This window comes from Bacillus sp. B1(2022) (assembly GCF_040259625.1).
Lineage (GTDB): Bacteria > Bacillota > Bacilli > Bacillales > Bacillaceae > Bacillus > Bacillus velezensis.
The window spans coordinates 184,116-208,985 of sequence record NZ_JANIFO010000005.1; the positions used below are offsets into that span (position 1 = coordinate 184,116).

The window sequence follows — 24,870 nt, forward strand, 5'->3', positions numbered from 1 at the left end:
GCCTAAATTAAAAATCTCTTTCCTTCTTGGTTACAATTGAAACAGCCAAGTCAAGATTAACTATTACTTTCTTTCATACATTTGTATAACTTGATGTGCTTCGTGCTCTGAAATCAGACCGCCCCCATTAAAACGCCTAACTATTTTTCGTTTTGCTTTACTGAGTGGAGACAAGCCATGTTTTTTGAACAGAGTCACGATATATTGTTTTTGTTTTGGTGTAATGAAATGAGGACTATATACTCGGTCATCTTGTCGCAAATAAGCTTGTAGGTTAGCCTTTAACTGTTCGCCTTGTCTTACTGCCATATGAAGATACATATTTTCTTTATAGACATCTTTCATATGATCGACTTGCCTTTTTAAATTTTCATTTTCTTCCCTTAATTGTGATTCCGTCATCTTTATTTCCCTCCGTTATTTCATATGTTTGTTATGATTTAATTTCAACAATTAGACTGTCTGGATAGTTCTTCAAATCAAGTGCGTTCACATGACAGTGTCCTACATGGCCTTCTTTATCAATGTAAGTATAGAAGAACTTTTCCCCATTATTGATGATAACTTCACCATGGTGCGTATACTCCATCTCTGAACCCTTATACCAGATCACTTTAACTTCAGTTCCTGGTTGGATTTTATCCGGGTCAAATATTGTTACTTCTTTTAGCAAGTTCATTTTCTCCATTTTTATTCCCCCGATGCTCATTTAACTTCAATTAGATTCTGTTTTAATCCCAATTAAAATGTTTGGGTCTAGCGACAAATTCGTAGTTCTCCTCCCAATCAAATTGTTTTAAACCATCTTCTTCAAATTCCCAGCATTCACCTAGTAAAGGATCATCTAATTCAGGAACTCTTTTCTTTAAAGTTCGAAGTTTGTTGAAATGACTAGCTGTTTTTAATTTAACTTTATCCATTGGTGCAAACTTCATTTTTTCATCTACTTTCTTTTAATTTTTCTAATTTCAAAACGCCATTTATATGCATCTGAGCCAATTCGATCGAATAACTTTTTCTTGCTTTTGTTTTTGATGGTTCTGATATTCCAAAACAAAACTTTCGTGATCGTGTATTATATCCTCCATATAAAACATCATTCTCCATTTAAATCCTCCCTTTCTCAATAAAGTTTTATTTTTAATCTAATTCCCTCATGTTTTCCCACTCCCAATTAGGAGATTTGGCTAAATAAAAAGTGTTCATCTTTAAATCCATAGGTTTCACTGAAAAGCATATTGCCGTACCTATCATCATTGTCTGACCAATGTTTAATTCTGTCGGAAACTTCCACGAAGCGTTTCATTCCTTTTGCATCTACCACTATATAAACGAACCAGTAATCAGATTTCCTTGTTGCACAACCGGAAAGTTTAATAAACTCACTACTTTTTTCCGGGTTGAAGCCCTTTCTCCATCCTTTAACAACTTGCCATTCACGCTCAAAAGCCGTTATAGACTGGTTCTCCTTGAATGGTTGCTTTTTGAAATCTGCTGTCTCTTTAGTAAAACCCTTGGCATCGATTTTATCTCTTTCATACCTTTGTGTCTTAGCGTGTTTTAATGGGATATCCTTTAATTGAGTAATGTCTGTTCTTTGAAGCTCCTCTTTGCTAATAAATGAAATAACCTTCCCGTTTTTTAAAACCACATTTGGCAAAAATTCTAACTTGCAATTTGAGCACCTCTCGTTAAACCAATCATCTTCGACATATAAGCCTTCTGGCGCTCTTGAAACAACATCCCCCAACTCATAGTCTAATAGTAAGCATTCACCCCATTTAAACTGAACCTCTGCGTTTTGGATTGCAGAACAGTTAGGACATTTGATCTGACCAACAAAGGTATCAAACATTCCCATTCAATCGCCATCCTTTTTTAATAAAATGCATCTTTTATTGGCTTAAATTTTATACTGAAGGATGTCTTGAATAACTTCAGCTAAATCTTCATCTGTTTTAATTTTGACGCCTTGGTCACTCCCGTAGAATGGAGCAAAAATCTCTAAATGGTCTTTCTGTGGGAGGATTTTAAATCCTTTTGAGTCTGCTAGTTTGTAAAAAGTCGCATAATAGATAAAGCTTGTAAGTACCTTGTTATTTTGGTTCACTCCGCAGCCTCCTCGTTTTTCATAACTGATTTAACTTCTTCCATAATTTCTTTTATCTCCTCTTTCTTGTATCCATGCATAGCCAGAAGGACATAAGCACCTAATTTGTCATTAGCATTCATCACTCCGCACCCTCCTTAATGATATAGCCTTTCAAGATAGCCCTGTTCAGTTCGTCAGCAGACATTTCATTGAGTGATGCAAATAACTCTTCCCATGGCTTTACATCCCCTATTTTAATGACAAAGTGTTTCCCGACGAATTGAAGGCGTGCAAACTCTTTTTTATCTCCTTTAGTCAAGGCGTTCACTCTTTCGGGTTCATCGTCAGCCATTCTTAAATAAAATTTCTTCCCTTCCTCAATTGCTCGTGCCTGTGCTTTTGTTACTTCAACCTTATCGCTTGTTTTGATTGTGATTTTTGTCTTTGTCATTCCGCGCCCTCCTTCTTAACTATCCATTTATTAACGAGGTAACCACTGATGAAACCACCCGTCGTTACGAACCCTGTTTTGATATAACCATTTCCGAAATGATGACTTAGTAAATCGCCCGCCATAGTGAATATCATGGGCGCCAGAAAAATAATGATCATTCTATTGATCTGCTTCACTCCCCGCCCCCTCTTCAGTATCTGTGTTTAAACGGATTGGCAAAAACAAACACAGGTTTACGTTTATCGAATCCTATGCACAGAACCCTTTTACTTCCGGAGCCGCTATCATATTCTTTATGTATGCATATTAGCGGCTTAATGTTGTTTAAATCCCATTGTTTTTTACGATGTATGTCAAAGCTTTTAAATTTCACTCCGCGCCCTCCAATAACTCAGGATTTTGATAAATGTCGCCGATAACTTCGTATTTTTTTACGCTAGGATCTGATTCACTTTTTAACCAGCTTATAGCATTCATGTCTAAATCAATCCAAGGTCTTAAATCAAATGCTGGGTAATCTTCGTTTTCTAAATATTTCACCACTCCGATATAGAATGGCTCTTTGGAAAAAGCAGAGTCGTATGTAATTTTTATATAATCTCCGGCATATATGTCTTTGCCATTGCTGTCTTTAAGACAAGTCCATATATCCCGACTAATCAACTCATAATCTTCTTTATCTGTATAGATCGTCTCCCCGAAATATTCAATTTCACTCAAGGTGTAACAATGCAAGACAATTTCATTGGTCTTTTTATGCCGGAAAACGTATCTGATTTTGATTTCATTCATTACTGTTCCCTCCTTATCCGAATCTCTATAAAACTTACATTTTATGTACTTATATTTCATTTTTATCCAACTTCATTTTAATAAAGAATTTTGTATACCCTATGTATTCCCTTTTGTATTTGCTTCCCTTCTTATCGGAGCCGGCATCAACAAATTCAAAGTATTTTTCTTTTATCGGATGTGCGCACACATAACCAATTTTCTCTTTTTCTATAATTCTTCTAACTAAACTTACTTTATTAAAATCAGTTAATGAAATTGTATTGTTCATACAGCTTTTTGTTCTAATCATTGGCCTCTCCTTCTTGGTCAATTTGTATCTCTGCTATGTACATACCTTCATACGCATAATCGATTATTGAATGAAATAGCCCTACAACTCTTCTCATTTCTTTTTTGTCTTTGTGAATGAGAAGTGTATCATATGCGTCTTTTAATTTACTCAACTTTTCATCAAGGAGCATTGCTTTTCTAACTCACCACCAGATACTTATTTTTTATATTTAACTATAATTTACGCTACATAATAATCTTTGTCAATCAAATTCGATCATATTTTTTCCAGATGACCGAATTTGATTTTTCATTCTGCAAATTTAAATATTATTTCATTGATATGATCCCTTATTTTCACCAGATTTTCTGGTGTTACGGACACTGTTACGTCTACATGTTTGCCATTAAAGTTTAAAAGGAATTGATATTGCTCTGATGTCAAAATCTTTTTAGTTAGTTTGAGATTAACGGTGTTGTAATCCTGAAGATCAACAAACAATTTCACGTGTTCACCTACAAGCTCCAACTACACTGCTGTAATGCACATGCTGTAATTCCATGGAGTCTTCCTATTTTTTTTATTTAAAGTACTTCTTCAGTATTAGATACCTCATATTCAATGTCATTCAATTTAAATTTCTCAACTTTCCCGTCTGCCTGCAGAAAGCATACTTCCCTGGCGACCATGAGTTTTTCACACAGTCTTTCAGCAAGGCTTTGAGAAACCTCTTCGTTTTTTGCTTTGTTTTTAAGTACAATTTCTAGATGTAGTGATACATTGTTCAAATAACCTGCCATCCTCATTCTCCTATACTATGTTTTTTCTCTCCGACAACCTTACAAGGGAACAAGCGTTCTATTTTGTTTGATAACATTATACAATTAATATGAGTGTAACGCTAGTGGTTATTTGAAGTCATCGTATGATATGTATTATGTCTTTCCATATCAGAACTAGCAGGAGGATGTCCGATAATGATTAAAGTTGGGATCGGGCAATGCTTGATACCTGAACTTTGTAGAAAGAAAGACATTACAATTAATGAACTTGCTGAAATAACAGGAATCAAAAAGCAGCAATTGAGCGATTATAACCGGATGAAAAAAGTCGAGATGACTATCAGAACAGCTAAAAGAATCGCTGAAGCATTAGATTGTAATGTGGAAGATCTCTATGAATTCAAGGTTGAACGGCATTGAGTTTCGACTAAGACAAATGTCCTGGTCTCCTCCTGAGTAAACCATACGGTTTACACAACTATTTTACTACATGCTGCCATTGGTGGAAAGAACTTATTTTGGCATATTGTGTCTAGTTTTGTCGAATGTCGAAATTTTTCATATGAATATTAATATTATGCATATTTTTTATTTTTGAACATAACAAAACACCCAGCTTTAAGCTGGGCAGGGAAATAAAATTTAAATTAATTCTTCTTCTTTTAAACCTAACTCTTCTGCATAAAGCTTTTTTATCACTTCTTCATTAACGTAATCTTTCATACTGTAAACAGCCCTAGATCTATTACTAACAACTAAATTAAAATCATCGATGATCTGGTATCTAACGGCATTATCGACAACGCCTCTTTCTTTATAAAGCTGATACGCTCGATAAAGATGACCTGACCTTACAATTGTATTAGGCGTAAGAAAGTTTATTTTAAAGAATTCTGAGATATCCGTAATTAAATTTGTGATTATATGTCTACCGGCTTGCCCTTCATTTTTTCCCCGAGTTATTTTAGTTTTTATTACATAGTCATTGTCCACCAGGGAGACTTCTTTTGCCCAGCCTTCGCCTCTACCATTTTTCAATTGATACATGGTTTCCTTTGAAGCGTTTAATGCAATTATGAGACAATCACTACTAACTTTTAATTTGCGATCTCCATTCTTTATGTCATGCAATGTTAGAACATTACCGTTTAGCATTGCTTCTTCAATTTGTTGCCGTGAAAGACTAAGAAGTTCGGAGTGCGCCATACCTGAGATACCTTCAAACAAACATCTTAGAACTGCTTTCGATTGATAATTGAGCAGTTTTTCTTGCATCTCTTCCAGTTCACTATAGGAGATGTATAATTTTTTACCACCTAAGCACCCATATAGCTCTTCATTCGATATAGTTCTCGCTAAATTTACAGTACCCTTGCTCAAATTATAAGATGCTGCCCAATCGATATACATTGACAATAATGATAATGTTCTTTTTACACTCCCAATTGTTGTTTGATCGAATGATCGTATTAGCTCTAAAATCTGTACTGAAGTGAAATCATAAATATCTTTTTTATAAAGATTTTCCGTTATTTCTGATTTTGAGAACAAGGGTCTCAACTGGTGAGCTACTGCCTCTGTAACAGAATCTAAATACTTTTCCTTAATATCACTATTGAACATTGCATCAAACATCTCCTAAGCTAATTAAATTGCTGCTCTATCTCAATTTCTCTGAAGAAGTCACAAATTTTTTGAGGAGCTCTCGGAATACCGTTATTATCAATGACCCCAAGCTCCTTCCAAAGAGGATTGTCTTTTCTGAAATCAATTTGTTTTAGTATCTCTTCGACCTTATTTTCTACATCATCAATCGATACATCTGATTCCTGTAATCGTTTCGCTAATTGAACATAGCCGTTAAAAAACAAATTGGCGTTAACAAGAGATCGCTTCCGTTCGTCTGCAATACTGCCTAAAAATTCATCAATATAAATATTGGCCATAGCATCAAAAAAGGCACTTAAGTATCTCCCGGTTTTCAAGATGTCTGCTTGATTGCTAAAATCCTTTTTAGAATAGTTGCGTTCAACAGCTTTCTTGAAATCCGAAAAAGTAATTAACAGGTTTTGCCCGCGGTTGATCCAGTCACTGTTGGTCTTAATGTAATCGCCAATGAGACTGTTATCTTGAATAAACTTAACGATCTTATTCGAGAAATAATGCTGACTCATCTCAGCAACCTTAGATTTTTTCACTGGGTTTATAGTGTTCTGTTGTCCAAAATGCTCTCTAGCCTGTTTTTGAGTGTAATTGTATATGTCTACTTTGAACACACGCTTTAGCAAATGCTTTAATTCAGGATGTTGTCTAATAGCAGTGGTTATCCCGATAAGTCTATGATACCCGTCCAGCACGTCCAAAATTGTACCTTCAGTTACTGTTAAAGACATATTTTCTTCGTCATATATTAACTCAATTCCTTCATCCGCGCTGCCTACACGTGCATTAAAAGTGAACATTGAGCTTATTAATTTTCCCTCTTTAAACAACTCTTTAATTTCATCTACTGATTTTTTATTTAATTCAGGAACGGGTATTTCAATATCAGTTCCTTCAAGTTTCTTGGTTTTATTTGTTCTTTGAGCATTCGGATTATAATGAAGTAGCTTATTTTCAAATAGACGATAAAGCTCTTCAGCAGTAATCTGGAATGTTAAATTGCTATCTGAGTATTTAACAGCGTTTTTAAAGGTGTAAGGAAGTTTAATTTCGTCTTCCACTTCACCTTCCCAAAGCGTTTCAATATCCTGCATATCGGCTTCAGTAAAATAATTGGCAGGGTTAAACCTTTCTGATTCAAGAATCTTGAATAGGCATTTAGCTAAAAAATACATGTATTCTTTAGAAAGGTCTAACTCTGGATTTTCTAATTCGTTAATTATTTTTTGTGTTGTACCAGGAGGTATTTTGAACTCCGCCATACCTATTTGGACATCATTTATAAAAGAGCGTATATGTTTTTTTTCAGAAAACACGTCTCTCATTTCGGTGAGCAATTTCTCATTTGCAGATTGGTCAAATATTACCGTCATTATATCACCTCATATTATGTTGCTAAAATAAAGTTACCAAAGGGAAACTTTATTATCAAGAGAAAAATAAATAATAATTATTATAATCATTTCTCTTTTGATTCCGATTGGAATTTAATGAATTTATTCAGTATTGACGGTTCCACTGTTTCAAAAAAAGAAATAAAATCTTCTTTTTTAGCTTCATAAAGAATGTCAATTTCAATGTCCTCATCCATAATAACGCCTGCAGCCTTGGATATATCTTTTCTTTTACTCATATAACGTTCAGTGGTTGCTACACTGCTATGATTACCTTGCTCCCTCGCAGCTAATATGTCGTGGCCAGTGTGTTCGTAAACATAGTCAATACCCACGCCCTTAAAAGAGTGAAATTTCAAGTCCCTCTCAGGCGGTATTCCCAACCTTTCTTTAGACCGTTTTAGAGAATGTCTTAGAGATTGCTCAGATAGACCTTTAAAAACATAATCCGTGTCGACTGCGTTTTCATCTCTTAGTTCTAAAAGCTCTTCATAAAAAGATTTATTGATCCCAGTAGACACCACTTTAGAGCCCTTGTCTAAAACTGAAACCACATAATGACCGGTCGTCGGATCAAGTTCAAAATCAATCCATCTTAAAACTAATAATGCGCTAAGACGAAAAGAAGTTCTTGCTGCTGCCTTCACACACAGTTTTTTGTGTAATGGTTTTTGACGTTCGTTAATATACATATCTTCGGCTATAAGATCAGCTTCTTCTTTGTTTGTTCTTCCCCAATTCTTCTCAACTGTTTTCAACTTTCCAACAGAGTCAAATACGCTTAAATCAATAAATTCTTTGTAATCGTGGTTAAGGTATTTATATAGCATTCTTAAGGATGCTAATTTTCTTTTAATACTCTTATTTACAAGTCCTTTACTTTGAAGATGTTTTATATACCCCGCAAGGTCGCTTTTAGTGATTTCTAAATCTTTTTCAGACAAATATTCGATTTCTTTTTCTTTTATGATTCTGAAAAATTGCTTTATATCACATGCATAATTTTTTCGTGTATTAGAAACAGCAGTTAAATCCTGAGTTTGGTACTTTGAGTTACCTGAGCTGCTGGCTATGTCTTTGGTGTAGAGAAAGCTCATAATATCCTCAAACACCTTGTATTCCTTAATAGGTTTAATTTCTGCACTCATCGTCTTGTTCCTCCTTCCGTTTAAATTCGTTATCATCAATAAGATCATCAATGGAAACATCCAGTACCAAAGCGATCAGCTTAACGGAAGTTACATCTCCCTCATGCGGTTCATTAATGATTTTCTTGATTTTATCAATATTAATCATTGTTTCTTTTGCAATCTGTTCCATTGTGATGTTGCGTTCTTCCATCAGCTTTTTAATTCGCTTTGTCATAGGATCCTCCTTATAAGTTATGTATAATAAGGATATGCCCGCCCTAGAGCTGCGGTTTATAAATAAATTGCTCAAATTCAATTGAGATATGTGTTTTTAAATTCTCCATAAAAGCTATAAGCGTAGCATAATGAGGATTAGATTCTGCAGTTCTATACAGCGCATCTCCGCCTCTGAGAACGTGCTCTATATCCTGGAGCAATGCTTTCACTTCCGTTTTTGCTTTAAATAGGTCGCTTTGAGTCTTTGCGTTAAGTATGATTTTTCTGATGTCCAAAATACTATTTAGATACGTCTCAACAGCCATATTAGTAAAGTTTTCGTCAATGCTCTTAGTACTGCTAATTTTCTTCTTAGTAGCCTTTAAATCCACTACTTGCATGGGTACTTAACCCTCCTTACACGCGCTCAATAATTTCATATAGCCCTTAGTCATTTCCTTTCTAACGGTTTCCCTTCTCTTTATTTTTTCTTTTTCTAATTCCTTTTCGTTTGCAAAGAAATCGTTATGTGCAATATTTTCAAACTTATTCTGATATAAGGTTTTATGTAATGTCATGCTGCTTTGCAAATACTTTATAGCCGACATAATTTCTCCTCCTGAACCAATACTTATTTTTTCTTTTTATTTCTAAATTCATTTTAATGCATTAACCCTAATAAGTAAAGATGTTTTAACGACAAATAGCACATTCTTTTTAATCTTTTTTCGAATGCGCTTTGAAAATTATTTTGTTTTTCATTATTTGGTTTCAATATGTATAGGGAGTCCCACTAGAGTTTTCAAAAATTAAATAATCTCGTGAGTGTCTTTAAAGTACAAAAGACGCTTAGCTCGCGAGAGCCAAACGTCTTCCATTTCTAAGTTATTAAATTAAGTAAAATGATACTAAATATCCCCTTATGTGTCAATGGCTAAGCTCCCCGAACAACGCCTGCCACTTCGTAATCACCTGAAGCCTGTTCATTTGAGGCTAATTTGACTGATGCATACGAAAACATTAGAACTGCCGCGATTGTAATCCCCATAAATAATTTTTTCATAATATCACCTCCTTTCAGTTATTTGTTTACATAGAAATAATTTTTAGTAGTCTTGGATTCTCACCCAAACTCTCCAATTTAATAAGAGGCATTTTAATAAAAAGCTTGTCTTGCGAAAGTTTAAAATATTCAACCGATTTATAAAATGCTTCTTTATCATTCGTTATAAGACCCTCTAAGTAATAATGAAATCCAAGGTCATTTTCGTTTTGCTTTTTTCTTTCCAGACTCTTTAACAAAGTTAAAGCTCTCTCCAATTTTTTTTGGTTTATAAGTTCAAAAATCACTTCTTGGACATCAGTCACTGCATTTGAATCGTAGTTGATCCATGGATTTTCTTTATTCCAAAAGTTATTTAAAAAGCTCAAATTTCTCTTGAAGAATTCTTCAAAAACACTGTTCCCTTTTGCAATTTCATAGCCAGATAAATAATTCTGCTTGCTTAAGGCATAGTCTGAAAAAATAAAGGACGTACCTATTGTTAGATAACTAAAAACCAAAAAACGTTTGGTATCAGTTGATTTAATCGCTTTTTTTGCATACTCTCTAGACAATTCAAGTTCATTTTCATTTAAATAAATATTAGATAAAAGAACGTAAATTCTAGTCTCAAACGACTTTTTCAAATAATTATTTTCTTTAATATCATTAAGGTCTATTTGCTTCAGTAAAGACTTCATCGGAGAGAAGTTCCCTTTACTTAAATAGTCGTACATGGGAATCATTTTTGAAAAAATATTCATTTCATCAGTTTTAATTCTGTACTTTCCAATATTTTTTGATGCTTCTAGAACATCTATTTCTCCTTTTGATAGCTTCCTATGTATCTCGTAAATTTTTCCGTACTCTTTACTTTTCAAATTAGAGGCGATGCTCATTTTTTCTACCAGCTTATCAGTTAGAGTATTAAAACTGTTAGCGTCTGCATATTCCAGTGCGCTTCTTGCAGCCTTAGTATTTGGGTCAAGCAACAGACAGTAATTTTCCATGAGTTCATATTCTCGGTCAGGGTAGTGGTTCTTCACAATGTTAACTATCGAGTTAAATTCACTAAAAGTCTTACCATCATGGTTTAGGAAATCGTAAAGAGGGTTTGGGTTTTTAAGACCGGCTACCGCAGCCCATTTGCTCATGAGTGATTTATCATTTTCTAAATCTTTCCGCATAGCTATTCTTATAAGCTCCATTCATTTCCCCTCTTTTCATATGTTCCTTTATTTATAGTCTTATAATACAGAATAAATACAATTTAGTCAATCATTTATACTTATTTTTTATTTTTATCTGTTTAAAATTCGTATTTTATTTGAACCGGCACAATAAGAATCCTTACTGTGCCTTAAAGATATTTAGTCCGAGTTTATCTTTATTGCTCCTTATCACCAGGCCAAATACACATTTCAATTTCACTTTTTAACTTCTTTTTTGTTTCTTCATCTAATTTGTTATAGAGAGTGTGAAGAAGATAACGCTGATCAATAATCATGTCAACTAAGACTGACCTAGTACGTTTATTTAAGCCCGCTTTTGTCAGTAGCCACTCGTCTTCATACCCAATAAACTCAAGCAGCACTGATTCAAGATCGCGTATCCGTTTTTCCATTTGATCTTTGTATTCAGCTCCTGCTCTAAAACCATTTTTAAACTCTTCATTTTCAAATTTGTTCTTATTTAGATTATTGATAAATGTTTCATCCATGTCCATCAACCGCCAAAATATGTGAAATCAAAATAGTACTCAGAGGCATTATCTTTAAACTTCATGTCAAGTAATAGCTCTACCCCTTCGTTCCCTCTTTCAACCGGTATCACGGAAACATCATGTGTACCTAATGGGTAACAATTTAAAAAGAGTTTAGCACTCTCTTCTCCTCTCTTTATTGCATTATCTATGTTGATATTTGAATTGTTTTCTTGAAATTCTTTATTAATACTTTGTAATACAAAAAATGCCTCAACTTTATCTTCAGATGCCCTGCTATTCGCAACAGTCCTATTTACTTTGTGATCAAATGAATCTCCGATTAATGGCAATGTAAAAAGCTTAAACGCTGTATCCTGAAGAATTTCTTTTTTACCTTTTTCATAAATATCAATGTAATACTCTTTATATAATATCTCATTAACAAATTCTTTTGTTTTTAAATCAACACTTTTTGAAGGATATTTCCCTTTTGGGGTTGCTACCAATAAAATAATGGATTCGTAATTCACACTAAGGCATTTTCTATAATGATTTAGTTCTTCCATTCTAAAACCTTCTCCCTTTACATTAATTTTATTTAGACTTCTGTTTTTTAAAGCCTCTTCCATTCAACATACTCAAATCGTTGCTGATAAAGGTCTTCCAGGATTGAAGCCCATTCAACCCAGCCATCCGCAACAATACTTTTCTTCTTCCCATCCTCAATCCATTCAATCCAGTACACCTGAACACTCCTCACCTAGTAATAACCTCAATTTGTCTTATAGCAGAAATGACTTTAAACTCTGTGTGCAGCTCGTTTGAGATCACTAAAGCTTCTGACATTGTAGTGAACTTAGAAGCGTCATGAAGCCCCTTAGATGTCTTATAACCACTTCCATCTAATTTAAATGACTTGAAGTAATCATCATTATCAAATTGAATAACAAAAAAGTTATCGATAACCGGCATAGCTAACCCCTCTTCAACAGACCAGCAATTTTTATGGCCAGTGGCAGCAATCCAATTAATATGTAAAACACCATGATATTTAATTTATTCTTAAAGAACAGTTCAATCATATTCTGCTCCATACCTGGTGAAAATGAATCAATCAGTTCCTGCTTAAACTCTTCATCATAAACCTGATCAACAAATAAGGCCTTAAATCCCGTTAGAAAGCCAATACCAAGCCAGAGTATTAAGAAATATGCTATTCCAATCAAATTAAAACCCTCCTTATATACATCGTCTGGTATTATAGTAGTGTTAAATACTTTGTGTAGGTGAAATTTAATGGAAGAGAAAGATTTTGAGACTAATGGCTACGATGTAACAATTGTATATGATTATAAGGAGTATCCCGATGTTAAATATGGCCGCTGTGACAACTGTGATTATGCTTTGTTCAAGAGTTCAGTAAAAAGTGGTGTGTTTTTACGTGAGTGTCGTAGGTGTGGTATGAAGAAGAGCATTTAGTTTTAATGCTCTTTTTTATTTCACTGGATCCATGTAGCTTACATATACTTCAATTCCATCTTCAGTTTTATATTCTGCAATCCTGTCTGGATCAGTTTCAATCTTCTCTATTAGTCGTTTCGCATCCTTGTTCCTCTTTGCAGTATTGGAAACTACAATCCAAGACCAATAATCCCATTCAGAGATGCATGACTTAATCTTTTCTGGTATCTTGTGACCTATTGTGTAAACCTTGATCATTTATTGGTCTCCCCCTATAAAATAATGCTTGTTCTTGATCCCTTTGCCTCTGCAAAAAAAGTCTGCAACGTGATAAGGTTAACCAAATTACCTTAGGAGTGTTTGCATGCTAAAAGCTACAAAAATTCTCATTTCATTTATGGCGTTGTTACTAGCCGTGTATTCTCTGTTTAATCAAAGTGGATTCCTGTTGATTTCTCTTCAGGTATTAGTTGCAGTTCTTTTTATCATAGTCGGGCTGGAATTACTTTCAAAGAAACAAAAGAGCTATGGATATATCTTCTTTGGAACATCCGCCTTTATACTTGCCGTGAGCATTATTAAATTCATGATTTAAACCTCAGATGATAGTGTCTTTATGTATCTCAATCTCTTGTTGAATACATAGTCTTCAAGCCCATTTCAATTTATAATTTTTCTTATCTCATCATTTAATCCAATAAGCTGGCGGAACGCTCAATACTCGATACTGTTCATCTAAGTAAGCATGTTTCCTTTCCCAATCACTTTTCTTCCACGCTTCTTGATTTGTGAATGACGGATCTATTGGCTTTGGATATTCTCCGTTCACCCATCCATCTTCAATATGATTTAGTTTGGCTTCGTTACCTTTATCATCGTATTTGTACCAGACAGTTATCATTTTGAACATCATTTGTTCGCTCCTTTCTCTTTAACAACAAATTAAGGCATCATTTCCTCCATATACTCGATGTAAGAATCATGCGCCATTGCTTCGACATCAGGATCGATAATTTCAAGGGAAACTTCAAATCGCGCTTCAGATAACAATAAAATTAATTCCTTTTCATATTCAGAAAAGAATGAAATGGTCATCTCATACGCAGCTTCTAAATTCTCAATAAACAACCTAAACTCATCTTGATCCATATCAATTTCATAATGAGTGATTTCATTTCTTTTTTTGTTTATGTATAACAATGCACTCTTGAAATTGTCAGGCACGGTCTTTTCACACAATAACTCCAACCTGCGTATGGCTTCATAAAAACCCACAGTGCTTAAGTTTGGATTTACTTCAAACACATTTTTCTTCTGTTTCTCAATCATTTTTTCTTTCGCGGACATATATTTATGAATATCAGAGAATATCAAAAACTCATTTTCTTCCTTCAGTACGTGTTTAAAAAGTAATTCATTTGCATGATTTAAAGAAAGAACTGCATCTTTCACTAAATGTTCACCTCCTATTGCAATTTCTTTATATTTCTCAAGAGAATTATAAGTTGATTTTAAAGAATCGATTGCATTCTGCAACAAGGTAAACTTCATATTATCACTCCTTTTAAAAACTTTGCCGTAGTACGCACAGTCTATAACTACTAGCTCTCTCTCCATAAATGACTGGTTTCATTACAACTTAATCAATCCTTGAGAACAGCTCGTTCAGTACTCTGTCAGGATCAATACCATTACTATCTAGATTTTCACTTAGCTGCCCCAATAATAGGGCAATCTCATCTCGATTAAACTTAAATTCTTCCTTGTCTAAGTCTAGTAACAGTTCTAATGACTTCACAACTTTAACAATTTGGACTGGTGAAAGATTTAGTTCGACTTCCTGTTTCCTGTCGATTGTAACTGGAACAGATAATAAAGAAGAAGGGACTTTTAAGCTTCTGCTTCCGAAAAGAATTCTAACCATTTGGCCGGTCAATTCGTAATACTGGCCTTCTAGTTTTCCTTGAGAACCTTTTTTTCTTATCAAGGCAGCTTTATCTGATGACCCATTATAATAATTATCATGCAGCAAAACTTCAGTACCGGCAGTCAAGCTTTGTTTTTCTTCTTCAGAAAGTTCGCTTATTTTAACCCATTCTTTATCACTAGCCAATTAAAACCCACCTTAATTATATTTTTCAATGATTCTTGAAGCAGCGTCATTAAAAGCTGTTTCTGGGCACTTAGAATTAAAAATATTTAATAGCTTTTCTTCAGTGAATTCCCTTTTCATATCCGCAATCATTTGGTTTTCACAGTCATAAGAATTAAAACTTAAATGGGCTAAATCACTGAGCGAAGATGATTCTCCTTCTGGGAGTTGAATTTCATTTTGGCGGGGATTATACATATAAAAACCACCAATATATTTAAAGCTTTTAGATATCTCCATTTTATGAATTGTCGAGTCGTCTAAATTTAACTCTGATATGAACTTATACATTATGTACTCTCCTTCATTTATTAAGATGAAAGAATGATTTTAACTTAATTATTTTAGTCGTTTAAGTATCCTTTTTCCGTTTCAGATCTTATTCCGCCCCACTCAGATGACCACAGTGTAAATGTTTTGCCGTTTGATAATTTAACGAAAATCGGGTAGGAATCAACCGGCTCTATTCTTGCCTTTTGTCCCAACATCTCTGAGTAAACTCCTTCAAAATCTTGCTTACTCGACCAGGAAGGCTTTTTTATGTATGCATATTCCACCACATCACCTAAAATATCTTTCATTTCTTTAGTTAGAATAATTGTGTCATTGATTAGTTGCATATTGCACCCCTATCTAGTTAAAAGTACGATTTTATTTAAACATTGCATTGATTGTATTCGTCAAAATCCGGAAAGATAAGCCAGTCATTTGTCATCAGCTCGTCCACTTTTTGCAAAAATTCTTTTGATCTGGCTTTCAATTTAAAATTGCCGTCTCCACCATAAAATTCGCTCAAGCCTTCATAACCGCCTGATTTGTAGTCTGATCTAAAACATCTCCCGTCAAAATTCTTATTGTTTCCTGTCATTTCTGCGTCTAAAATTCCACGAGTTTTTTTCTCTATTGCTTCAAAATTGTGACTCTTGGCAATCCGGTTTGCCTCTGTCAACCTGGATATAATTTCATCTGACCAGTTACCCCTTACATCTCTTAGAAGTGCTTCCATTAAGATGATTTCTTCTTGTATTATCATTGCCTTTCCTCCTCTAATTAAGTTTGTGTTCCTACTCTATAACCTTTCCTTCAAGTACAACGTCACTTGCTGTCCAAGTGATCTCATTAACTCCATTCTCATCCATCAAGGTTTTCGCTTTGCTATCCGCGCTCATTTTTAGGTCTTCTAAACTTTCGGCTTTAATTATTTCAGATAATAGCATATAGTCCTGATCGTAAAATTTCACAGAATAATCTTTCATATATTCTCTCTCCTTTTGTTGAATGTGCGCTTTAAATTACATCTGGGAAATTTTCATTTCCTTACTTTTTTTGTAACTTTAGTATATCATGATCACTTAAAGTGATCAATATCTTTTTAATCTTTTTTGTAAATCAACAGCTCATGCAGCTCAATGTCTAAATATGTACAAATTTTATCCAACAGATCCCTTGGGTACCGCTCCATTTCGTCATGATAAAGTTTCCTAACTGTATTAAAACCATGTTCAATATCATTGGACAGCTTTCGAATACTGATATTCCTTTCGTCTAATATCGGCTTTAGATTTGATTTAATCAATTTAACTACCCCACTTCATTATGTATGATCACTTTAAATTATCATTATATCCATAAAAAAGGTCAAGGATATACCTTGACTATGTATTAAGCTTACCAATCATCATCCGGCTCATCATGTTCGAATCCATAAAAGCCTTTAATCCAGACGTCACCGCAGCCGGTTCCTTTTGTGATACTTAAGTAATGATTCCTGTTTGCATCACCATTCACCTTATCCTCTGCGCTCAAGTTCAAATGATTTCCCGTGAAATTCTTTTCACTTAGAGTAAAATCATAACCTGCCAGTGTAATTCTTTGGAGTTTAAAATTTAATGTACAACCTTCAGCATTGTAAATGGTGAACCTGTATCCCAACTTAGTTGGCCAATACTCGAGATTGGTGTCATCAGCCATAAAGAAGCCCGTTTCATTCTCAGTCATTTTAAAGCTGACCTTATGTTCATCTTTTGTAATCTTGGCCAAAGTACTTCCGCTACTCAAACACCAAGTTAAAGACACTGCAACAATACTCAAACCCAACTTTTTCATATCCACTCCCCCTCTTCCCAAATTATACTACATTTAAAAAAGGGGGTGGTCTATAATAGGATGTCATCACAGAGACTTTTTATTTTACTTCTTCTGCGCCATATTCAATAAAAGATTCGACATCTTCTTCGTACTCAGCAATGGCTTCTTCTTCTGTTAAACCTTCTTGTTGCATTCTTTCTTCAACACTTAATACTCTACAAATCACTTCGTAATCTTCAAACGCTTCAAAGGCTTGCTGCCTAGCAATATTAATAGCCTCGTCATAACTATCAAAATCAAAAGCTTCTTCATCTCTTGTGATATCGTTTATTGAACCGCCCACGCCATAGAAAAGTTTATATTTTGTCATGTTGACCTCTCCCATTCGATAATTTTATTTTCATCTTGTAAATTAAGTATACAACGACTACTTAAAATAGTCAATAATTTATTTTATATTTATTCTTATTTTTCAAACTTAAATTTAATAAGGCCTCCTCCTGGGTAAAATTAAAATATTCACATCTCCAAACCTACCTCATAATTTTCTGTATTTTCCTTCCTGCTTCTTTTCCATGATTTATATCGGTACTTAGCCCAGGAAATGAAACTCCTTCTTTATCTGTGTTCACCGTGATACAGCAAGATATACATGTATCTATGAGTATCTATGTGTGTCTATATATATCAATATCATCATAAATCACACAAAAAATTATATAAAGAACAAAAATATTCATTTCAAAGAACATTTCTTCCATTTTTATGATATAATCATCACTGCTTATAGGCACCCTTACTGCTTATTCGCTATATGGTATAGGAAAGAGGTTCTTTTAATGAACGTAAAACATTCTAACTGTTTCTTTGTTATCAGGCTGTTTGCTGCTCTATGTGTGTTAGTTGGTCATGCTACAAGAGATCTAAACATTTCTGTCTTTGGTTATACTCCAGAGAGTAAAGCAATGTTTCACACCGGTATATCAATCTTCTTTTTTCTAAGCGCATTTTTCCTTTTCACTTCTTATGAGAGATCCAAGCTTAAAGGAAACAATATAACCGATTTTTATTGGAGCCGAATTATCAGGATCGCACCCGCAATATACACCTATGCTATTACCTCCACGGTACTGTTAATTGTTCTAGGAGCTCTTTCATTAACAGTATTCACTACAAAAGATTACTGGATATGGCTTCTGAGCAATCTTGTGCTATACCCTCAATACTTCCCTGACATATTCCATCATATTGGCACAGGTCGCCTTAACGATTCACTTTGGACAATTCCTGTTCAAATTAGCTTTTACTTAGTGTTACCAGCTATTTATTGGTTGTTTAAACGTTTCGGATTTAAGAAAATGATTCTTTGTTCTTTTGCTGTTTCCGCTTTAAGTGTTTTGGTTTCTTTCGTAACTTTAAAGTTCTTGCCTGGGAGTCTTATCGGTAACCTATACTTACATTCTTTCCTGCCGCAAATGTTTTATTTCACTTTGGGAATCTTCTGGGCAAAGGCATGGAATAAGTCGCCGCAGTATATCGTTTTATTTTTTTCTTCTGTTACTTTATTTTTATTCTTTAAAATTGACCTTTTACATCTCAGTTCAATAAACAGTACACTATGGAGTTTTTTATGGTTTATCCCTTTGAGCTATGCGATCGTGTGGTTCGGATACAATGGGCCGAAGATATTGTGGCAGCTAAACAGGTTAGACGATATCAGCATGGGAATTTTCATATGGCATATGGTGATTATCAACATCTTCTTGTACACCGGAATTTATAAGTCACTATCAGATTACCCGCTGATTATAGTTCTAATTGTTGTCACTGCTGCAATCGCATTTCTTTCGTACAGAATAGTGGAAAAACCCGCTCTTAAATTACGTAATATCAAGAAAAACAAACCAGTCAAAACAAGGATTGCGAGCTAACTGCAAGGGCTGTTCTTATGTAGGCAGCCCGAATCCTGTTTAGCATGAAATGGTGTTTTTATTTAGATTTTTAACAAACGAGCTCCCTTTGCCTATATTCATCGAAAAACATATTACAGTGACCAATTTGACTAAGATACAGACTCTCTTTAGGCCTTGTTACACCAACATAAAATAACCTTGCTTCGTCTAAAAGATCGCTTTTTCTATGTGGAAACTTTCCATCTTCAACACCAATTAAGAATACATGTTTAAACTCTAGCCCCTTGCTTGCATGTATACTCATTAATCGTACCGCATTTTCCTTTGTCTTTTTACTCGGCTGACTTCCGTATGCAAAGTTTATAAACTGCTCTAAATTGTTATTCTTAACAAACTTTTTCATGGTATGTAGAGATTCTTTTCTATCGATTATCTCATCTTCATCAAGATACTTTTCTTCTATGTAATCATTCATTCTAAAAGTTTTAACTACATTGTCGATCAATTCTTCTACACCAATCCCTTTAAGCACTTGCATTTGAAGTTTATTGATCATACTTTGAAATTTTAAGACATTATCGTTTTGAGTCGGACGATCAAATCTCATATTTAACATGGCTTCATATAGGGACATATTTGTTTGTCCGGCAAATGACTCAACATCTTTTAAATTTTTATTGCTAAAATAACGAAATGGATCATTTCTTAGTGTGAAAATATCTCGAAAGGCTGCATCATCATGCGGATCACGAATTAATCTTAAATAAGCTACAATCCCTTTTACCTCTTTTCTTCTACGAAAGACCCCCTTCAAACCCTTACGTATCAAGGGTTTCAAAAACGATTTATTGCTTTTTTTTTCATACGCCTTATTCATATCTTGTTTTCAAGCCAATCTTTTAACAGCTTTCTCATTCTTGATGAAGGAACATAAATATCGATATTTTGACCATTTCTAATTGCTGATCTCCAAATCCATTGAATCATTTCAGAAAGTGCAAAATTATCTTCGTTAATATCAATTCCCTTAGATCTAAAGTAATCATCAATTGCAGGATTGACAAACCTATTTATTGAATAAACTAATGTTTTCTTATGGCTGTACTCATTTGTTGCCTTGATGTTACAGGCTAAAAACCCTTTTGTATATCCTTTACCACTTAGCTTGCTCTTATGTGATTTAAACGTTGTCCATAGATTGTCCTTAGACTTTGATTTAATGATGTTTTGATAATAATTAAGTATGTTATTCTTTAGTCTTTTATGTAACACTGACCGTTTTTCAAACCACGTTTTTGATAACGCGTAATAGTCATCACCGATTTTATTTAAATCACCTTCATATATTCTAATTTTATTCTTTAGTTTATCCTTCTTTGCTTTATCAAACTGTTTATTGTGTTGCATCAATTTGTAGCTGTGATTGTCTTTAACTACGGCATAAAGTTCATATTCAATTCCATGAATATCATAATAATATTTCTGTATCTGCGCATCAAACAAATATGTAAGGTTGTATACTTGCTTAAATTGAGTAAAAATGTCGACTGGGAATTGCCAAAAAAGTACGGAATCATTGTGCAGAATTAAGTTATTACTCTTGGCTAACTGCTTAAGCGTTTGGAATTCTCCTCTATACTCCCTATTAAGATTCTTTTCTTGATCATCATTCCATATGATTATGCCGTTTTGATTCTTAATCCATTCATTTTGAAACAACATATCTAAATCATCTTTAGATATATTTAATTTCTTTACTACTTCCATTGTTTCATCAAGTACGAGTGTATAATTCCCCGAATAAATCAATTCTTTAGTTGTTTCATTAGCCATACTGAACAAAGCATGAGTTGTCACAATGTCATTGTTTTCCGCTAAATGTTTGTGCAATGAGTCCAGTTTATAGAGTGTTTCACCCTCCTCACTATGTATTTTCGGTTCGTAAAACTTTCTACTGATGCATGACCGCTTTATCCTTGTTACCTCGTCAAGATAAGGTGTGATGAAAATGAAGTGTTCATCTTTCGGTGCCTCATTCATCATTTTAATAATGTATGTTGTTTTACCAGATCCCATAATGGAATCAATCACTTTAATCTTTTTCAAATTTTATCCCCTTATATTTTCTTTTTAAAAAAGGAACGATAAACATTTTACCGCTCCTTCTCATGCCTTAAATTCAATAGTTAGTTCTCTCTTCAAGATCATTAAAGTATCCTTCCAGCCTAGAAAATGAATCATTATTGCACTGTTGATCACTTGTTTACAATGGCAACATAGATGCAATTTCTCCAGGTTCATTTGTGACAGTCCATTTATTTGTCCCGCTCATCTCAAATAAGCACCATATAGTGTGATGTTTAGTTAGACTTGTCTACATTCTTTCCGCGTAAAGCAAAGTAAATGATCCATAACAAAACGATGATAACACATGTTACTATAAAGACAATCGTGATAAGCGACTGTATTCCGCTGCTGAAGTAATCTTTGATGAGGAGGAACAATAAGAATAAAACAACAAATGTAATGTTCGTAAACCACAATGAGAATCGTTTCATGTTTACAAAGTGCTTGATCATGTTATAATATGGGTAGCAACTAAAGGGGATTAATTTCCCCTTTAGAGATGTTATTTGCGTGTACGTTTGCGTTTTCTCTTTGGTCGGAGTCGCTTGCGTATACGCTTTATTTTTTTGTCTATCTCTTTCTCCTTTTTGCTTTTCTTATTCTTCTTTATGTTTTGGAATTTCTCAACTATTGTTAAACAGTTGATGATTAAAACCGTGATAGGAATAAGAAAAGCAATTGCTATACCCACTTTCTCAAGCACTATGTACACCTCCTTTCCCTATGTATCTATTATAACATTTTCCAAACTAAATGTATACAATTATTATACTTATTTTTTATTTTTATATCGTGTTAGTGGATAGTGTATTGTCCATTATAATTGCGTATATGAGGATGTGGAGTTAAACAGACTTATGGTATGAGATTGGAGATAAGAAGGCTGAGAAAGGTATTAGAATGCTTCTGAAGAGATGTCTGTGAATTACTATGGTGATAAGGTAAGGAATGATATAGCATGATGTGCGGTAATGGATATGTGAGAGTAGAAAACAGGATGAAGGAAGACTATGAATGTGATTAGTGCGGAGAATTGGAATAGTATTATGATGAAGAATAAAAAATAAGACTTCGATTTGCTCCCTCTCGTTATATACACGATTATTTTTGATGAATGGCCATTCATATTTAAAGTACATTCTTATTTAATTTTTAAAAATAAATATTGTTTTTCGTTTGTAATCGTGGTAAAGACTCTGTTTAATGGCTGAAATCCTCAAATGCAGGTATAACGGATATTATATGTGCATTACATTACCAGTATATGGGGGTGTATTAACATCTAAAGGCCAAAAAACAGGAACAAATGTACCCCTAGCACTTCCATTTCCACACCCAACTTATTTTTTCACTTTCCCATTTTTCACCCTATTTTTACATCGTAATCGCTATCGTAAAAGCCTATAATATCAATGTTTTTCCACCCCTCATTCTTCCCTTTTTCATCAGATTTTTAACTGAACGACATCTTTCCCTCTCTCCTGCCTACGTTTTACGATCACAAAACACCTATTGTCCCCTTTGACAGCCCTAAAACATTGCTATTTCAACTAATTACCCCTTTCCGATCTTCATTTACGATAAGCACTTTTTCAGCTCACGATCACCAGGGGGTCATTAAAAATCAAAATAAAAAAGCCACCTTAGTAGGCAGCTTCCCTTTAAAATTAGCGCTTTAGTCTCTTCAGTGCCTCCATATACGAGGTCTTTTTCGATTCCTTGCTCTCCAGTTTCTTCGGTTTAAATAAATCCTCTCTACGTCGATTTCTAGCTTTATAAACAATTGTTTCTTTCATCTCAGTGTTCCCTGTTTCAATTAGATCGTCTAACTGCTTCATCCGTTCATTGATCCAGGTTAATCCACTAAGAATGGTTATCGCCCTATTCCCCTTTTCATAATGCCCCTTAAATAAGTCTAAAGGCATTTTGTTATCAAAGACATTAAACAGTTCATTATACGAAATATGCTCTGTTAAGAATTCATGAACATCCAGAATAACTCCAGCTCTCATCACATTTGTAAACTCAACTGGAGTGAATATCGAATTGTTCCATGATTTCTGTATATCTTCATGCAGCTTATCAAAATACTTGCCCTCATTTGTAAATTCATTGAGGTCTGTTTGAGCAATAGTCATGATTCCTGGTGTGTCAAAAAGCTGATTTAAATCCTTCCTGTCTAATGTACTGATCTTTGATCCTCTATCCGTGTAATTGAGTAAGACTTCAATTAAATCAAGGAACATCTTGTTTGTCTCCTTGTAAAGCCTGCTCTCTGAAATCTTTCCATCATATTTACTCAAAACCATTTGATTATCCAAAGGTAAAACACATGTATCTGGCATAGATAAGTCATCAAGTAGCTCCAGTGAATTCATCTGGTTAACCAATACTTCATTGTTGTCAGGAAGGATTGGTACAGCAACTATTGTTTTATGAGTAAGACATTCGTTTAACAATTCTAATAATATAGGAGCTACCCCTGAACCAGTTCCACCAGCTGCAGAGAAAACAACAAAAATGACTTGAACTGAAGGCTTTTCCATTGTGTTCTTTATAAACTCAATAGAAGATTCCCAGTTGTTTTTCATATGTTTCGCTGCTACACTTCTTTCTTTGCCAACTCCTTCTGTTCCAACCAGATGAAGCTTATCCTGGACATTAACCAATGAATTAAGGTCTGAAAGTGAATAATTTATTGCAACAGAATGAAATCCTCTCTTCATTGCTTCATCTGCAACACTTCCACCGGCCTGACCTACTCCAATAAATCCAAACATTAAACCCTCTCCCCTTCTAATTGATATCTCAAAGCTTCGTATCCGTAATCAGTTAACATTACTTTGTGGGATCTAGCCCCAGCCACAATTTTTATAAACATAAGAGCTTCAAGCCGATATAATGACTTTCTTAAAGCTGCTTCTGTCAAAGGCGTACCTGCTTCAATAGCTATATCTTTGATTTCAATTTTGGAAATTGCTTTAACTTTAATGTCTGCTCCCCTTTCCGAAAGAAAAGTCAAAATTGACAAGTCATCAAAATTTAGGTTTGAAGTTATCAACTCAAAATAATTCCCCAAAATTACTCCCTCCACAAAATGATCAGGCTTGATATTTCTGGATAAAAGATTACCCAATATGATAATATCCGAAGTAATCATTTTCTGCAACTATTGTAATCATTAATGCTTACAAAAAGAACATTACATTTAAAAAATCAATAACTCGATTGAGATGAAGGTATTAGTGTTGTATCTTTTAAATAAGAAAGGATGGTTATTATTGAAATACAAAATAAAAACCAATTTAGAACCTTATTTAAAAGAACGAGGTATTCAAAAAGTTTGGCTTGCAGAAAAAACCGGTGTAACAAAACAGCAGATTTCTAGATGGTCTAAAAATGATGAGAGTGGTTTCTGTAAGTATACCCCTTCACTTTCATATGCTCTTGTCATTTCAAAAGTCTTGGATTGCGACATCAAAGAAATTTTTGAACTTATTGAGCTGAAGTAATTTTTCGGCTCAGAAAACCATAGACAAAAATAAAATATAAGTATATAATATAAACAAGAACAAGGAGGTGTGAT

Annotated in this window: 46 protein-coding genes and 1 pseudogene; 5 read left to right on the forward strand and 42 right to left on the reverse strand. The window is 34.1% G+C overall.

Annotation, left to right across the window (positions count from 1 at the left end; translation table 11 throughout):
* Positions 1-63: 63 nt before the first annotated feature.
* The 13 genes and pseudogenes from NQS30_RS11485 to NQS30_RS11545 form a co-directional block, all read right to left on the reverse strand.
* Positions 64-402 (reverse strand): hypothetical protein, encoded by a 339-nt coding sequence (locus tag NQS30_RS11485; protein WP_069007476.1) that lies wholly within the window; start codon positions 400-402, stop codon positions 64-66.
* 31 nt (positions 403-433) lie between these two features.
* Positions 434-688: a hypothetical protein gene (locus tag NQS30_RS11490; RefSeq protein ID WP_169539258.1), complete on the reverse strand. Its 255-nt coding sequence runs from the start codon at positions 686-688 to the stop codon at positions 434-436.
* 43 nt (positions 689-731) lie between these two features.
* Complete coding sequence (locus NQS30_RS11495; protein WP_110124776.1) at positions 732-935, reverse strand: hypothetical protein; 204 nt, start codon at positions 933-935, stop codon at positions 732-734.
* An 8-nt stretch (positions 936-943) separates the two neighbouring features.
* Positions 944-1,107: pseudogene (locus tag NQS30_RS11500) on the reverse strand (hypothetical protein).
* Between the two features lie 67 nt (positions 1,108-1,174).
* A complete protein-coding gene (locus NQS30_RS11505) occupies positions 1,175-1,861 on the reverse strand; it encodes a hypothetical protein (RefSeq protein ID WP_218791693.1) in 687 nt (228 codons plus the stop codon).
* Between the two features lie 42 nt (positions 1,862-1,903).
* On the reverse strand, positions 1,904-2,110 hold the full coding sequence (locus NQS30_RS11510) for a hypothetical protein (protein ID WP_218791692.1): 207 nt from the start codon (positions 2,108-2,110) through the stop codon (positions 1,904-1,906).
* Positions 2,107-2,235 (reverse strand): hypothetical protein, encoded by a 129-nt coding sequence (locus tag NQS30_RS11515; RefSeq protein ID WP_256994858.1) that lies wholly within the window; start codon positions 2,233-2,235, stop codon positions 2,107-2,109. The genes NQS30_RS11510 and NQS30_RS11515 overlap by 4 nt, the downstream gene beginning before the upstream one ends.
* Entirely contained in the window at positions 2,232-2,543 is a 312-nt protein-coding gene (locus NQS30_RS11520; RefSeq protein ID WP_218791691.1) for a hypothetical protein, read from the reverse strand. Before NQS30_RS11520 ends, NQS30_RS11515 begins: the two co-directional genes overlap by 4 nt.
* A complete protein-coding gene (locus NQS30_RS11525; RefSeq protein WP_218791690.1) occupies positions 2,540-2,722 on the reverse strand; it encodes a hypothetical protein in 183 nt (60 codons plus the stop codon). Before NQS30_RS11525 ends, NQS30_RS11520 begins: the two co-directional genes overlap by 4 nt.
* Positions 2,723-2,915: 193 nt before the next feature.
* A complete protein-coding gene (locus tag NQS30_RS11530; protein ID WP_232603457.1) occupies positions 2,916-3,338 on the reverse strand; it encodes a YopX family protein in 423 nt (140 codons plus the stop codon).
* A gap of 49 nt (positions 3,339-3,387) precedes the next feature.
* A complete protein-coding gene (locus NQS30_RS11535) occupies positions 3,388-3,630 on the reverse strand; it encodes a hypothetical protein (RefSeq protein ID WP_122503953.1) in 243 nt (80 codons plus the stop codon).
* Complete coding sequence (locus tag NQS30_RS11540; RefSeq protein ID WP_122503951.1) at positions 3,623-3,802, reverse strand: hypothetical protein; 180 nt, start codon at positions 3,800-3,802, stop codon at positions 3,623-3,625. Before NQS30_RS11540 ends, NQS30_RS11535 begins: the two co-directional genes overlap by 8 nt.
* A gap of 394 nt (positions 3,803-4,196) precedes the next feature.
* Positions 4,197-4,412, reverse strand: a complete 216-nt coding sequence (locus NQS30_RS11545) for a YopT family protein (RefSeq protein WP_122503950.1) — start codon at positions 4,410-4,412, stop codon at positions 4,197-4,199.
* Positions 4,413-4,589: 177 nt separating this feature from the next.
* Here NQS30_RS11545 and NQS30_RS11550 point away from each other — a divergent pair, with 177 nt between their 5' ends.
* Positions 4,590-4,814: a helix-turn-helix domain-containing protein gene (locus tag NQS30_RS11550; protein ID WP_122503948.1), complete on the forward strand. Its 225-nt coding sequence runs from the start codon at positions 4,590-4,592 to the stop codon at positions 4,812-4,814.
* Between the two features lie 222 nt (positions 4,815-5,036).
* Here the strand turns inward: NQS30_RS11550 and NQS30_RS11555 are convergent, their stop codons facing one another.
* The 13 genes from NQS30_RS11555 to NQS30_RS11615 form a co-directional block, all read right to left on the reverse strand.
* A complete protein-coding gene (locus NQS30_RS11555) occupies positions 5,037-6,017 on the reverse strand; it encodes a phage lytic cycle repressor MrpR family protein (RefSeq protein WP_218791688.1) in 981 nt (326 codons plus the stop codon).
* A gap of 20 nt (positions 6,018-6,037) precedes the next feature.
* On the reverse strand, positions 6,038-7,429 hold the full coding sequence (locus NQS30_RS11560; protein ID WP_218791687.1) for a DNA sulfur modification protein DndB: 1,392 nt from the start codon (positions 7,427-7,429) through the stop codon (positions 6,038-6,040).
* An 86-nt stretch (positions 7,430-7,515) separates the two neighbouring features.
* The gene (locus tag NQS30_RS11565; protein ID WP_218791686.1) at positions 7,516-8,598 is read right to left on the reverse strand and encodes a tyrosine-type recombinase/integrase; all 1,083 of its coding nucleotides are present in this window, start codon (positions 8,596-8,598) and stop codon (positions 7,516-7,518) included.
* Positions 8,582-8,815, reverse strand: a complete 234-nt coding sequence (locus NQS30_RS11570) for a helix-turn-helix domain-containing protein (RefSeq protein WP_218791685.1) — start codon at positions 8,813-8,815, stop codon at positions 8,582-8,584. Before NQS30_RS11570 ends, NQS30_RS11565 begins: the two co-directional genes overlap by 17 nt.
* 43 nt (positions 8,816-8,858) lie before the next feature.
* Positions 8,859-9,197, reverse strand: coding sequence for a hypothetical protein (locus tag NQS30_RS11575; protein ID WP_218791684.1), 339 nt, complete (start codon positions 9,195-9,197; stop codon positions 8,859-8,861).
* A gap of 6 nt (positions 9,198-9,203) precedes the next feature.
* Positions 9,204-9,404, reverse strand: a complete 201-nt coding sequence (locus tag NQS30_RS11580) for a hypothetical protein (RefSeq protein ID WP_218791683.1) — start codon at positions 9,402-9,404, stop codon at positions 9,204-9,206.
* Between the two features lie 326 nt (positions 9,405-9,730).
* Positions 9,731-9,859: a lysogeny pheromone AimP family peptide gene (locus NQS30_RS11585; protein WP_142746847.1), complete on the reverse strand. Its 129-nt coding sequence runs from the start codon at positions 9,857-9,859 to the stop codon at positions 9,731-9,733.
* Positions 9,860-9,885: 26 nt separating this feature from the next.
* Positions 9,886-11,046 (reverse strand): AimR family lysis-lysogeny pheromone receptor, encoded by a 1,161-nt coding sequence (locus tag NQS30_RS11590; RefSeq protein WP_218791682.1) that lies wholly within the window; start codon positions 11,044-11,046, stop codon positions 9,886-9,888.
* A 179-nt stretch (positions 11,047-11,225) separates the two neighbouring features.
* Positions 11,226-11,558 (reverse strand): hypothetical protein, encoded by a 333-nt coding sequence (locus tag NQS30_RS11595; RefSeq protein ID WP_218791681.1) that lies wholly within the window; start codon positions 11,556-11,558, stop codon positions 11,226-11,228.
* Between the two features lie 5 nt (positions 11,559-11,563).
* A complete protein-coding gene (locus tag NQS30_RS11600) occupies positions 11,564-12,172 on the reverse strand; it encodes a hypothetical protein (RefSeq protein WP_218791680.1) in 609 nt (202 codons plus the stop codon).
* The gene (locus tag NQS30_RS11605) at positions 12,157-12,288 is read right to left on the reverse strand and encodes a hypothetical protein (protein ID WP_124692914.1); all 132 of its coding nucleotides are present in this window, start codon (positions 12,286-12,288) and stop codon (positions 12,157-12,159) included. The genes NQS30_RS11600 and NQS30_RS11605 overlap by 16 nt, the downstream gene beginning before the upstream one ends.
* Before the next feature lie 11 nt (positions 12,289-12,299).
* Positions 12,300-12,515, reverse strand: a complete 216-nt coding sequence (locus tag NQS30_RS11610; protein WP_218791679.1) for a hypothetical protein — start codon at positions 12,513-12,515, stop codon at positions 12,300-12,302.
* Positions 12,516-12,517: 2 nt separating this feature from the next.
* Positions 12,518-12,769, reverse strand: coding sequence for a hypothetical protein (locus NQS30_RS11615; protein ID WP_218791678.1), 252 nt, complete (start codon positions 12,767-12,769; stop codon positions 12,518-12,520).
* A gap of 70 nt (positions 12,770-12,839) precedes the next feature.
* On the opposite strand from NQS30_RS11615, the gene NQS30_RS11620 reads away from it, so the two are divergent.
* Positions 12,840-13,022 (forward strand): DUF8096 family protein, encoded by a 183-nt coding sequence (locus NQS30_RS11620; RefSeq protein WP_041482308.1) that lies wholly within the window; start codon positions 12,840-12,842, stop codon positions 13,020-13,022.
* Positions 13,023-13,037: 15 nt separating this feature from the next.
* Here the strand turns inward: NQS30_RS11620 and NQS30_RS11625 are convergent, their stop codons facing one another.
* Positions 13,038-13,262, reverse strand: coding sequence for a hypothetical protein (locus NQS30_RS11625; RefSeq protein WP_199022568.1), 225 nt, complete (start codon positions 13,260-13,262; stop codon positions 13,038-13,040).
* Between the two features lie 106 nt (positions 13,263-13,368).
* Between NQS30_RS11625 and NQS30_RS11630 the strand changes: the two genes are divergently transcribed.
* Positions 13,369-13,599, forward strand: coding sequence for a hypothetical protein (locus tag NQS30_RS11630; RefSeq protein WP_113766186.1), 231 nt, complete (start codon positions 13,369-13,371; stop codon positions 13,597-13,599).
* 90 nt (positions 13,600-13,689) lie between these two features.
* On the opposite strand, the gene NQS30_RS11635 is transcribed toward NQS30_RS11630, so the two are convergent.
* From NQS30_RS11635 to NQS30_RS11680, 10 genes are all read right to left on the reverse strand, one after another.
* A complete protein-coding gene (locus tag NQS30_RS11635; RefSeq protein ID WP_113766187.1) occupies positions 13,690-13,917 on the reverse strand; it encodes a hypothetical protein in 228 nt (75 codons plus the stop codon).
* Positions 13,918-13,946: 29 nt separating this feature from the next.
* Entirely contained in the window at positions 13,947-14,555 is a 609-nt protein-coding gene (locus tag NQS30_RS11640) for a hypothetical protein (protein WP_113766188.1), read from the reverse strand.
* Positions 14,556-14,643: 88 nt separating this feature from the next.
* Complete coding sequence (locus tag NQS30_RS11645) at positions 14,644-15,117, reverse strand: hypothetical protein (RefSeq protein WP_020954143.1); 474 nt, start codon at positions 15,115-15,117, stop codon at positions 14,644-14,646.
* Positions 15,118-15,129: 12 nt separating this feature from the next.
* Positions 15,130-15,447 carry a hypothetical protein gene (locus NQS30_RS11650; RefSeq protein WP_020954144.1) on the reverse strand — a complete coding sequence of 106 codons (318 nt, stop codon included), beginning with the start codon at positions 15,445-15,447 and terminating at the stop codon, positions 15,130-15,132.
* Positions 15,448-15,500: 53 nt separating this feature from the next.
* Positions 15,501-15,776: a VOC family protein gene (locus tag NQS30_RS11655; RefSeq protein WP_218791677.1), complete on the reverse strand. Its 276-nt coding sequence runs from the start codon at positions 15,774-15,776 to the stop codon at positions 15,501-15,503.
* A gap of 35 nt (positions 15,777-15,811) precedes the next feature.
* Positions 15,812-16,189 (reverse strand): hypothetical protein, encoded by a 378-nt coding sequence (locus NQS30_RS11660; protein ID WP_218791676.1) that lies wholly within the window; start codon positions 16,187-16,189, stop codon positions 15,812-15,814.
* A gap of 31 nt (positions 16,190-16,220) precedes the next feature.
* Positions 16,221-16,412, reverse strand: a complete 192-nt coding sequence (locus NQS30_RS11665; protein ID WP_218791675.1) for a hypothetical protein — start codon at positions 16,410-16,412, stop codon at positions 16,221-16,223.
* A gap of 116 nt (positions 16,413-16,528) precedes the next feature.
* A complete protein-coding gene (locus NQS30_RS11670; RefSeq protein WP_218791674.1) occupies positions 16,529-16,732 on the reverse strand; it encodes a helix-turn-helix domain-containing protein in 204 nt (67 codons plus the stop codon).
* A 92-nt stretch (positions 16,733-16,824) separates the two neighbouring features.
* Positions 16,825-17,262 (reverse strand): hypothetical protein, encoded by a 438-nt coding sequence (locus NQS30_RS11675; RefSeq protein ID WP_053574281.1) that lies wholly within the window; start codon positions 17,260-17,262, stop codon positions 16,825-16,827.
* 79 nt (positions 17,263-17,341) lie between these two features.
* Entirely contained in the window at positions 17,342-17,614 is a 273-nt protein-coding gene (locus NQS30_RS11680) for a hypothetical protein (protein ID WP_113766192.1), read from the reverse strand.
* 469 nt (positions 17,615-18,083) lie between these two features.
* Between NQS30_RS11680 and NQS30_RS11685 the strand changes: the two genes are divergently transcribed.
* The gene (locus NQS30_RS11685; protein ID WP_218791673.1) at positions 18,084-19,175 is read left to right on the forward strand and encodes an acyltransferase family protein; all 1,092 of its coding nucleotides are present in this window, start codon (positions 18,084-18,086) and stop codon (positions 19,173-19,175) included.
* A gap of 70 nt (positions 19,176-19,245) precedes the next feature.
* On the opposite strand, the gene NQS30_RS11690 is transcribed toward NQS30_RS11685, so the two are convergent.
* The 5 genes from NQS30_RS11690 to NQS30_RS11710 all read right to left on the reverse strand — a co-directional run bounded on the left by NQS30_RS11690 (position 19,246) and on the right by NQS30_RS11710 (position 24,363).
* Positions 19,246-20,034, reverse strand: coding sequence for a 3'-5' exonuclease (locus NQS30_RS11690; RefSeq protein WP_232603456.1), 789 nt, complete (start codon positions 20,032-20,034; stop codon positions 19,246-19,248).
* Positions 20,031-21,263, reverse strand: a complete 1,233-nt coding sequence (locus NQS30_RS11695) for a hypothetical protein (protein ID WP_218791672.1) — start codon at positions 21,261-21,263, stop codon at positions 20,031-20,033. Before NQS30_RS11695 ends, NQS30_RS11690 begins: the two co-directional genes overlap by 4 nt.
* 523 nt (positions 21,264-21,786) lie before the next feature.
* Positions 21,787-21,987: a type I TA system toxin YonT gene (yonT, locus tag NQS30_RS11700; protein WP_122504334.1), complete on the reverse strand. Its 201-nt coding sequence runs from the start codon at positions 21,985-21,987 to the stop codon at positions 21,787-21,789.
* A 964-nt stretch (positions 21,988-22,951) separates the two neighbouring features.
* A complete protein-coding gene (locus NQS30_RS11705; protein WP_218791671.1) occupies positions 22,952-24,064 on the reverse strand; it encodes an FtsZ/tubulin family protein in 1,113 nt (370 codons plus the stop codon).
* On the reverse strand, positions 24,064-24,363 hold the full coding sequence (locus NQS30_RS11710) for a hypothetical protein (protein WP_122504336.1): 300 nt from the start codon (positions 24,361-24,363) through the stop codon (positions 24,064-24,066). Before NQS30_RS11710 ends, NQS30_RS11705 begins: the two co-directional genes overlap by 1 nt.
* A 202-nt stretch (positions 24,364-24,565) precedes the next feature.
* Here NQS30_RS11710 and NQS30_RS11715 point away from each other — a divergent pair, with 202 nt between their 5' ends.
* A complete protein-coding gene (locus NQS30_RS11715; RefSeq protein ID WP_014472522.1) occupies positions 24,566-24,796 on the forward strand; it encodes a helix-turn-helix transcriptional regulator in 231 nt (76 codons plus the stop codon).
* Positions 24,797-24,870: the final 74 nt, after the last annotated feature.